Origin of the sequence: Streptomyces sp. TM32 (assembly GCF_004122755.1) — a bacterium.
Lineage (GTDB): Bacteria > Actinomycetota > Actinomycetes > Streptomycetales > Streptomycetaceae > Streptomyces > Streptomyces sioyaensis.
This window is the reverse complement of the sequence record NZ_SDIG01000205.1, coordinates 1-10,108: the sequence shown is the minus strand read 5'-3', so window position 1 is coordinate 10,108 and position 10,108 is coordinate 1. Positions and strand designations below refer to the sequence as shown.

Sequence of the window (10,108 nt, the reverse complement as noted above, 5' to 3'; positions counted from 1 at the left end):
CCAGCGGTGACCCGGTCGGTGACCGCGAGGCCTGGCCCCAGGCCATCGAGGCCTGGCTGGAGGTCGGGAAAGGGGAGGGTGGGATGCGAGGAGGTGGCTGCCCTGCTCCAGGGCGCCGCGTCGCACGGCCGTCCGCCGCGTCCGGAGGCCGGTCGCTCAGTCATGGCCGGTGACCCGTAGTGATCACCCGTTCGGAGCACCCGTACAAGAACCGGACATACCCTGAAATACGCCAAACTGGCCACCCATTGCTGCCCGTTCGGGCGGCGGTCGAGGAGGGTGCGTCCCGTGGCAATTTCCATCTCGGTCGTGCTGCTGCTGGTGGTCCTGACCGTGATCTTCCTGCGCAGCGGCAAGCTCAAGTTCTCGCACGCCCTGGTGTGTGCCCTGCTCGGCTTCTATCTGGCGAACAGCAGCCTCGCCCCCGACATCCACCAGGGCCTGGCCGGCGCCGCCGATGTGGTGAGCAGTGTGCGTCCGTGAGGTGACGGCCGGGCCCGAGGGGCGGCCGCGCGCCGGGGCTCACCCCCGTACCCGCCCACCCATCCGTTGCGGGGAGAAGACCCCGATCGCGTTGGGGACCGGCCGCTCCGCCCCGCCCGACGGATGGTTGCGCACCGTCTCCCCGTAGGCGTCGCCGGTGACCAGCGTGGAGGACCCGCCGCCGTCCAGATCCACCGCGTTCCGTGCGCCCAACTGCCGCATCAAATCGGCGAGTTCACACACCGTCAGGCCGGTCTGACCCGGTGCGCCGTCCAGGGCCAGCAGATAGAGCACCCGGCCGCCGGCGCCGGTCCCCGCGGAGGTGCGCACCGCCACCGCTGCGGAGTCCAGACCGTCCACCGGCGCGCCGTTCCGCACGATCGGGAAGCCGCCCACCGCGAACCGCAGCGGGCCCGGCCCCCGCCCCGTCAGGTGGTGGCCGACGCTCACCCGCTCACCGACGTGCAGCTTGCGCAGCTGTCTGGCCCCTTCCTCCCTGCCCACCAGCACCACGCTGCCCACGGCCACTCCGCCGGCGCCCGGCGCGTCGCGCAGGGCCGCCACCCGGCCGTGACGGACCGTCACCTCCGTGGTGTCCGCACTGCACGGCGCCGCCCGGTCGGTGTCCGTCCCGCAGGTGGCGCGCAGCCGGGACGCCGGGCCCCACCGGGAGGTGTAGGCACCGATCCCGTCGACCGGCAGTGCGTACTGGTTCAGGCCGCGCAGTGGCAGCGCCCCTTCGGGGGTCAGGACCGCACCGTGCAGCGTGAGCCGGTCCAGCCGGGCCCGGTCGTCGTAGCCGATACCGATGACGTCCTCGGTGGTGGCGCCGGGCGGCATGACCGGCCCGAAGCGCTGCCCGTCGGGCACCGCGCCCTTCAGCTGCCGCCCCGAGGCCACCGCCGGGCCGACCGAGGCGCCGGTCGCCTCCACACCGGGATGCTGGCCCTCGCTGATGTTGAAGAAGTCGCCGTTGACCGCCGCCACCGCGCCACGGTCCGCGGCCAGTTCGGACACCGGTGACCGGGCGCCGACCGCCCCCGGGTACAGCAGGTCCACCGACACCCGCGGTGCGGTCAGATCGACCGTCAGCACATGCCCGTGCACGAGGCCGCGGGGCACCGCCATCCGGAATTCGGCGTACGACACACCCGGCGCCACCGACGCGGCGCCGAAACGGTGGAGACCGGTGTCCACGGCGGTGGCCGGGGCCCCGCCCGCCATCCCGCCGCCGATCAGCGCACCCCATGCCACCAGCACGGTCAGCATCGCGCGCACTCGAACGAATCGCTGCTTCACGAGCCCCCCTGACGTCACGCCAACTGTCCCAGGTGCCGAAGATGTTCACTATGGCCCGGAGATGTCATGAATCCGTACACCTGTGGAACGGCCGCCGTGTCGCCGGGAGCCGTCCTCGCGGGGCCGAGCCGGGCGTCCTCGCGGGGCCGCGGGCGCGCGTCCGGCGTCCCGGCGCGTCGGGTCACATGGTGGTCCGCCAGGAGAGTCCGTTCACCAGTTGCAGATAGCGCGCCCAGTCCCAGAACTCACCGGGGTCCGTGTGGTCGGTGCCGGGGACCTCCACATGGCCGATGATGTGCTCGCGGTCCTTGGGGATGCCGTAGCGGTCACAGATGGCGGCGGTGAGCTGGGCGGACCGGGTGTAGAGCGGCTCGGTGAACCACGACGGGTCGTCGATCCAGCCCTCGTGCTCGATGCCGATGCTGCGGGTGTTGTAGTCCCAGTTCCCGGCGTGCCAGGCGACGTCCCGCTCGCGGACGCACTGGGCGATATGGCCGTCGGCGGACCGTACGACATAGTGGGCGGCCGCCTTGTGCGCCGGGTTCTGGAAGAGCTTGAGGGTGTGGGCGTAGGTCTCCTGCGTCACATGGATCACGACCATCTCGACCGGATACTGCGTCGGGCGCTTGGCGGTGGTGAGGTTGGACGGGCTTGCCGGGACCCACTGGTGAGGGGGGTAGGCGCCGCCGCCCGGTGTGTGCCGGCGCGCGGAGACGGCGGCACCGGCGGTGGCCGTGCCGAAGGGGGCGAGTGCGGCGGACGCGGTGAGCGCGGCCGCTCCGGTGAGCAGGCGTCTGCGGGCCGGGCGACGGGGGTCGGGCTCCATGTGAACTCCTGACAGGGACCGAGGGGTGGTCGCGTACATGTCACGCACAGCCGGTGCGTTCATGATGCGCAACAGGGCTCGCCCTGCCAAGGGAATGGCCGTTCTGCCAATGGCTGGACCAAAGGCAGAACGGCGCAGGTCAGAAGCCCAGGAGATACCTGATCGGACGTCACTCGGGTGCCGCACCCCGGCCCGTGGGGGCGGTGGTGGGCGCGGCACCCGCGGTCCCGGCTCCCGGCCGGTCAGTGTCCGATCTCTACGTCCTCCAGGATGCCCAGCGCGTCCGGCACCAGCACCGCCGCCGAATAGTAGGCGCTGACCAGATAGTTGAGGACGGCCTGGTCGTTGACGCCCATGAAGCGCACCGACAGGCCCGGCCGGTACTCGTCCGGGATGCCTGTCTGGTGCAGCCCGACCACGCCTTGGTTCTCCTCGCCGACCCGCAGTGCCAGGACCGAGCTGGTCCCCTCCGGGGTGATGGGGATCTTGTTGCAGGGCAGCAGCGGAATGCCCCGCCAGGCCCGGACCGCGGTGCCCTCGACCTCCGCGGTCGTGGGGTAGATGCCCCGGGCGTTCCACTCCCGCCCGATGGCCGCGATGGTGCGCGGGTGGGCCAGCAGGAACTGGGTCTTGCGGCGCCGGGAGATCAGCTCGTCGAGGTCGTCGGGGGTGGGCGGCCCGCTGCGGGTGTGGATGCGCTGCTTGAGGTCGGCGTTGTGCAGCAGCCCGAACTCCCGGTTGTTGACCATCTCGTGTTCCTGGCGCTCGCGCAGCGCCTCGATGGTCAGCCGCAGCTGCTGGTCCAGCTGGTTCATCGGGTCGTTGTAGAGGTCGGCGACCCGGGAATGCACCTTCAACACGGTCTGCGCGACGCTGAGTTCGAACTCCCGCGGCGTCAGTTCGTAGTCGGCGAAGGTGCCAGGCAGGGCCGGCTCGCCGACATGGCCCGCGGCCAGCTCGATGGCCGACTCACCGTGCCTGTTCTGTGCGGGCACCACCGCCGCGCGGAACTCCTCCAGGTGGGAGCGGAGCGACTCCGACCGGCCCAGCACCTCTTCGAGGTCGCTGCGGTACAGCGTCAGTGCGGTCACCCGGGTCACTGCGCGAACCGAGTGCTCCCACTCCGTGTCCGGCGACAGCAGCGCCGCCGCACCGAGGGCGTCACCGTCGGCCAGCACCCCCAGCACCGTCTCGTCGCCGTACTTGCCCAGGCCGGTGCGGTCGAGCTTGCCGTGCGCGATCAGGATGACGCGGTCGGCCTGCCCGCCCTGCCGGGCCAGCACATCACCCGGTGCGAACTCCCGCTGCACGAACCGGTCCGCCAGCGCCTCCAGCGTCGCCGCGTCGGTGTAGCCGCGCAGCGGAGCCAGCTCGCGCAACTCCGCCGGAATGACCCGGACGTCGGAGCCGGTCGAGACGAACTCCACCCGGCCGTCGCCGAGGGTGTGGGTAAGGCGCCGGTTGACGCGGTACGTACCGCCGGAGACCTGCGTCCAGGGCAGGATCCGCAGCAGCCAGCGGGAGGAGATCCCCTGCATCTGCGGCACGGTCTTGGTCGTGGTCGCCAGCTTGCGGGCGGCCGCGGTGTCCAGGCTGGACCGGCTCCGCTCGGGCGCGGAGGGCTGCGGGCCGGACGTCGGATCCACCGATGTGGTCATGGAGAAGGCTCACCTGTTCTTGTTCGGTGCGGTGCGTGGCGTACGGTGCGCGCGCCGAGGGGGGATACGGGACCCACTCCCCGGCGCGCCGGGTTCTTCCGCGGGGCGTTCAGTGGCCGATCTGGACGTCGTCGAGCACGCCCAGCGCATCGGGTACGAGAACGGCCGCCGAATAGTAGGCGCTGACGAGATATTTGAGAACGGCCCGGTCATCGAGACCCATATAACGCACCGAGAGGCTCGGTTCATATTCATCGGGAATTCCGGTCTGGTGCAGGCCGACCACGCCCTGCTTTTCCTCGCCGGTCCGCAACAGCAGAATGGAGCTCGTCCGTTCCTTCGTCACCGGAATCTTGTTGCACGGAAAGATCGGTACGCCGCGCCACGACGGCAGTGAATGCCCCATGAAATCGACCGCCGTCGGATACAGACCGCGGGCACTGCATTCCCGGCCGATCGCGGCGATCGTCTGCGGATGGGCGAGCAGGAAACCCGGGTCCTTCCAGACCGTCGCGAGCAGCTCGTCGAGGTCGTCGGGGGTGGGCGGCCCGGTGCGGGTGTGGATGCGCTGCTTGAGGTCCACGTTGTGCAGCAGTCCGAAGTCCCGGTTGTTGATCATCTCGTGTTCCTGGCGCTCCCGCAGCGCCTGGACCGTGAGCTTCAGCTGCTCCTCGACCTGGTTCATCGGGTCGCTGTAGAGGTCGCCGACCCGGCTGTGGGTGCGCAGCACCGTCTGCGCGACGCTGAGCTCGTACTCCCGCGGCGTCAGGTCGTAGTCGACGAAGGTGCCGGAAAGGGACGGCTCGCCGTGGTGACCGGAGGCGACCGAGACCGCCGACTCCCCACTGGCGTTGGTGGGCTGTGCGCCGCCCTGCCGAGCTGTCGCCAGATGCTCGCGCAGCCCGGGGGAGCGGTCCATGACCTCCTGCGCGCCCAGCCGGGACAGCGCCATGACGGTCACCCGGGTCACCGCGCGATAGCTGAACCGCCAGGTCCCCTCCGGATCGGTGAGCGGCTCGTCGCCGAGGTGGTCGCCGCCGGCCAGCGCTTCGAGGACGGTGTCCTCGCCGTACTTGCCGGTGCCGATCCGGTCCACCCGGCCGTGCGCGATCAGCACCAGCCGGTCGCCCGGCGCGCCGGCCTCGGCGATCAGTTCTCCGGGCGCGTATTCCTGCTGGGTGAATCGCTCGCCGAGTGCCGCCAGGGCTTCGGAATCGGTGAACTCCCGCAGCGCGGGCAGCTCGCGCAGCTCCTCGGGAATGATCGCCACGTCGCTGCCGGTGATATCGAAATCGATGCGCCCGTCGCCGAGCGTGTACGTCAGCCGGCGGTTCACGCGGTACGTACCGCCGGACACCTGCACCCAAGGCAGCAGCCGCAGCAGCCAGCGGGACGTGATGCCCTGCATCTGCGGTGCCGTTTTGGTGGTGGTCGCCAAATTCCGTGCCGCGGTGGTACTCAGACTGGAATTCTGGGATTCTTCCGCGCTGTTGTGCAGCGATTCGTCGGCAATCGTCATCATGCCACCTGTCTCTTCGGAGGGTGCGCTGCGGACCGCCCCGAAACCCCCACTTCAGGCAGTTCCGCGGCAACCCGCCGAACCGAAGGTAGTCGCGCTGATTTTATCGGCACAATCGCCCGATGGGGTGGCATGGAATTCCCGTGCTCTGGAAAGGTTTAGCGGGCTCAATTCCGGGGAGAGTGTGCCGGAGTCCGGGAATGGAGGGGATCGTCCAGGACGGCCTGCAGTGCGGCGTGCGCCGCCCCGAGCAGCGGTCCGTCCGCCCCCAGGCGGGAGACCGTCACCAGCGGACCGCCGCCCCGCCCGTCCGTAGTGGCGACGGCAGTACGCCGCGCCAACTCCCGTTCCAGGGACGGCAGGACCCAGGGCGCCAGCTCGGCCAGCGCACCCCCGAGGACCACCGCCTGCGGGTCGAGCAGATTCACCGCCCCGGCGAGCGCGATACCGAGCGCCGTTCCCGCCTCGTGCAGCGCACGGACGGTGGCAGTGTCCCCGTCGGCGGCCCGGCGCGCCAGCAGGCCGATACGGGCACCCGGCCCCGCGGGTACGGCTGCCGCCCCCTCCGCCAGGACCCCGCCCGCGCGCAGCACCGCCCGTTCCCCCGCGTACTGCTCCAGACAGCCCCGGCCGCCGCAGTCGCACACCGGGCCGTCCGGATGCACCGGCACGTGCCCCAGCTCGCCCGCGAACCCCCGTGCCCCTCGCAGGAGTTGGCCGTCCACCACGATCGCGGCCCCGATACCGGACTCGGCCGACACATGCACGAAGTCCGGCGGCGGGGCCGGCCGGCCGTCGCGTCCGCCCAGCCGCAGCTCGGCCAGCGCACCGAGGTTGGCCTCGTTCTCGACGGTGAGCGGGAGGACGGACCCGTGCCCCGGGGCCGTCGTCCCGGCGAGGTCCGGTGCCAGATCGGCCGCCCGCCAGCCGAGATTGGGCGCGTGCAGCACGGTCGTCGAACCCCGGGCCACCAGGCCGGGCACCGCGACCGTCAGCCCGGCCGGCCACAGCCCCTCGGCCGAGAGGCCCGCCGTCACCTCCGCCAGCAGCGCGGACAGCCGCCGCAGCACCGGTCCCGGTGCGCTGTGCCGGTTCGCCGCACCGGCCGCCACCCGGGCGCGCACCCGCCCGCGCAGATCGACCGCGCACACCGCCAGATGATCGACGCCTATCTCGGCCCCGATCCCGGCCGGGCCACGGTCACTGACGGCCAGTTCGCCGCCCGGTCTGCCCCGGCCGCCGGTTGCCGCCCGCCCCGTCTCGACCAGCAGCCCGGCCCGCAGCAGCTCGTCGACGAGCGGAGCCACCCCGGCCCGGGTCAGCCCGATCCGGGCCGCGACCGCCGGCCGGGAGAGCGGCCCCTGTGCGGCCACGGTCCGCAGTACCCGGGCCAGATTGCGGCGTCGTATGCCGTGCTGGGTGTCGCCACCGGAAGCGGTCACCTAGGTCTCCTCGGGGTGCCGGGGGAGCGGACCTCCCGCCGGGCGTACGGATGAGTGGGGCGTCAGCGTCGCAGCAGCGCCGCACCGTCGGTGAGCGTCGCCGCCAGCCGGTCCCACGCGGCGCGGTCCCGTGGCCGCGCCGGGTACTCCGCGCCGCGCGCCGTGCCCCAACGACGAGCCACCGCCGCCGGATCCTCGCCCAGCAGCAGCCCGGCCGCCTGCGCCGCCGCGCCGAGCGCCACCAGCTCCTGCGCCTCGGGCACCACCACCGGGCGGCCGGACAGCCGGCGCACCGTCTCCCGCCAGGCCCGGCCCCGCGCCCCGCCGCCGATCAGCAACAGTGGCGCATCGGGCGCCGCGTCCGCGTCCAGCACCTCCTCCAGCGCCTGGAGCAGTGCGAACACCGCACCGTCGTAAGCGGCCTGGAGCAGCCCGCCGGGCGTGGTGTCATGGCGCAGCCCGTGCACCAGCCCCGAGGCACCGGGGAGATTCGGGGTCCGTTCGCCGTCCAGGAACGGCAGCATCACCACCTCGCCCCCCTCCTCCACTGCCTCCCGGTCGCGGCCCAGCAGCGCCGCCACCCGGTCCACGGCGAGCGTGCAGTTCAGGGTGCAGGCCAGCGGCAGCCAGTCACCGCGGGCATCGGCGAACCCCGCCACGGTCCCGGTCGGATCGGCGGGCCGGCGGGTGGCGACCGCATAGACCGTCCCCGACGTCCCCAGGCTCAGCACCGGCTGCCCGGGACGCAGGCCCAGCCCGAGCGCGGCCGCCATGTTGTCCCCGGTGCCGGCCGCCACCAACGCGCCGCGGGGCAGCGGCAGATCCTCGGCGTGCACCGTCCCGGCCGCCTCGCCCGGGCACGCCACCCGCGGCAGCGCCCCGGGGGACAGCCCGACATGATCCAGGATCTGCGTGTCGTAGGACTCGGTGCACGACGCCCACCAGCCGGTGCCGGAGGCGTCGCCGCGGTCGGTGACGGCCTCACCGGTCAGCCGCTGGACGAGGTAGTCGTGCGGCAGCCGCACCGCGGCGGTGGCGGCGGCCGCGGCCGGCTCGTTCTCCCGCAGCCAGGCCCACTTGGCCACCGTGAACGCCGGGCCCGGTACGCTCCCCACCCGCTCCGCCCACGCCCGCGCGCCGCCCAGCTCCGCGATCAGCCGCTCGCTCTGGGGCGCCGGGCGGACGTCGTTCCACAGCAGCGCGGGGCGCACCGGCGCACCGGCCGCGTCCAGCGTGACCAGCCCGTGCTGCTGGCCGCCGACGGACAGCGCCGAGGCCTGCCGCGCCGCGTCACCGCACTGCGCCAGCGCCTCGGCCAGCGCCCGCCACCACTGCGCGGGGTCGCTCTCCTTGCCCTCGCCGGCGCTGACCGCGTGCGGCGCCTGCCCCCGGGCGAGAACCTCACCGGTGTCGGCGTCCACGACCAGCGCCTTGGTGGACTGTGTCGAGCTGTCCACCCCGACGACGAGCGGTCCCGCTGACTGTGCGCCCATCGTGCACTCTCCCTTGGCGGCCCGTGTTGCTTGGTCTCGGTCCAGGGGGTTCCCCGGTGTGCTGCCGCATATTAGTTTGGCCGCGGCGGAATTTGTAAAGCGCGTTGACGAAATGGCGAGGGAGTCGCGCATGAGCAAACACAGCCGGCCGATGACGGGGAGCTGCCCGCCGCGCACCAGCGGGGCCGAGCGGAGCGGGGACCCGGCATGAGCCATCAGCCCGTACCCGAAGACAGGTTCAGCTTCGGCCTGTGGACCGTCGGCTGGCAGGGCCGCGACCCCTTCGGGGAGGCCACCCGCCGCGCCCTGGACCCCGTCGAAACGGTCCACCGCCTCGCCGACCTCGGCGCGTACGGCGTCACCTTCCACGACGACGACCTGATCCCGCCCGGCGCCGGGGACGTCGGGCGCCAGGCGGCCGTCACCCGCTTCCGGCAGGCCCTGGACGCCACCGGCCTGGTCGTGCCGATGGCCACCACGAACCTCTTCACCCACCCCGTCTTCAAGGACGGCGCGTTCACCGCCAACGACCGCGGCATCCGTCGTTACGCGCTGCGCAAGACGCTCCGCGCCATCGACCTCGCCGTCGAACTGGGCGCACACACCTATGTGGCATGGGGCGGACGGGAGGGTGCGGAGTCCGGCGCGGCAAAGGACGTCCGGGCGGCGCTGGACCGGATGAAGGAGGCCTTCGACCTGCTCGGCGAGTACGTCGTCGAGCAGGGTTACGACCTGCGGTTCGCCATCGAGCCCAAGCCCAACGAGCCGCGTGGCGACATCCTGCTGCCCACCGTCGGCCATGCCCTCGCGTTCATCGAACGGCTGGAGCGCCCGGAGCTCTACGGCGTCAACCCCGAGGTCGGACACGAGCAGATGGCCGGGCTCAACTTCCCGCACGGCATCGCCCAGGCGCTCTGGGCGGACAAGCTGTTCCACATCGACCTCAACGGCCAGAGCGGCATCAAGTACGACCAGGACCTGCGCTTCGGCGCCGGCGATCTGCGGTCCGCGTTCTGGCTCGTCGATTTGCTGGAGACGGCCGGCTACGACGGGCCGCGGCACTTCGACTTCAAACCGCCGCGCACCGAGGACCTCGACGGCGTCTGGGCCTCGGCGGCCGGCTGTATGCGCAACTACCTGATCCTCAGGGAGCGCGCGGCGGCCTTCCGGACCGACCCGGCCGTCCAGGACGCCCTGCACGCCGCCCGGCTGGACCAGCTGGGCCGCCGCACCGCCGAGGACGGCCTCGCCGGGCTGCTGGCCGACACCACCGCGTACGAGTCCTTCGACGCGGAGGCCGCCGCCACCCGGGGGATGGCGTTCGAGCATCTGGATCAGTTGGCGTTGGAGCATTTGTTGGGGGCGGTTTGAGGGGTGGTTCGAGGGGG

The 10,108-nt window shown here is 72.3% G+C and carries 8 protein-coding genes; 2 read left to right on the top strand and 6 right to left on the bottom strand.

The features are described from left to right. The first annotated feature begins 288 nt into the window (after nucleotides 1-288). On the top strand, nucleotides 289-483 hold the full coding sequence (locus EST92_RS28605) for a hypothetical protein (protein WP_129250376.1): 195 nt from the start codon (nucleotides 289-291) through the stop codon (nucleotides 481-483). Between the two features lie 39 nt (nucleotides 484-522). Here EST92_RS28605 and EST92_RS28600 read toward each other — a convergent pair whose 3' ends face one another. The 6 genes from EST92_RS28600 to xylB form a co-directional block, all read right to left on the bottom strand. After that, complete coding sequence (locus EST92_RS28600) at nucleotides 523-1,761, bottom strand: phosphodiester glycosidase family protein (protein ID WP_129283622.1); 1,239 nt, start codon at nucleotides 1,759-1,761, stop codon at nucleotides 523-525. Nucleotides 1,762-1,963: 202 nt separating this feature from the next. Further along, entirely contained in the window at nucleotides 1,964-2,608 is a 645-nt protein-coding gene (locus tag EST92_RS28595; RefSeq protein ID WP_129283621.1) for an N-acetylmuramoyl-L-alanine amidase, read from the bottom strand. Between the two features lie 242 nt (nucleotides 2,609-2,850). Then, nucleotides 2,851-4,266: a family 2B encapsulin nanocompartment shell protein gene (locus EST92_RS28590; protein ID WP_129283620.1), complete on the bottom strand. Its 1,416-nt coding sequence runs from the start codon at nucleotides 4,264-4,266 to the stop codon at nucleotides 2,851-2,853. Nucleotides 4,267-4,375: 109 nt separating this feature from the next. Beyond that, nucleotides 4,376-5,788, bottom strand: a complete 1,413-nt coding sequence (locus EST92_RS28585; protein ID WP_129283619.1) for a family 2B encapsulin nanocompartment shell protein — start codon at nucleotides 5,786-5,788, stop codon at nucleotides 4,376-4,378. A 164-nt stretch (nucleotides 5,789-5,952) separates the two neighbouring features. Further along, nucleotides 5,953-7,227, bottom strand: a complete 1,275-nt coding sequence (locus EST92_RS28580) for an ROK family transcriptional regulator (protein ID WP_129283618.1) — start codon at nucleotides 7,225-7,227, stop codon at nucleotides 5,953-5,955. 62 nt (nucleotides 7,228-7,289) lie between these two features. After that, complete coding sequence (gene xylB / locus EST92_RS28575) at nucleotides 7,290-8,720, bottom strand: xylulokinase (protein ID WP_129283617.1); 1,431 nt, start codon at nucleotides 8,718-8,720, stop codon at nucleotides 7,290-7,292. Nucleotides 8,721-8,927: 207 nt separating this feature from the next. On the opposite strand from xylB, the gene xylA reads away from it, so the two are divergent. Continuing rightward, entirely contained in the window at nucleotides 8,928-10,091 is a 1,164-nt protein-coding gene (gene xylA, locus EST92_RS28570) for a xylose isomerase (RefSeq protein WP_129283616.1), read from the top strand. Nucleotides 10,092-10,108 lie beyond the last annotated feature (17 nt).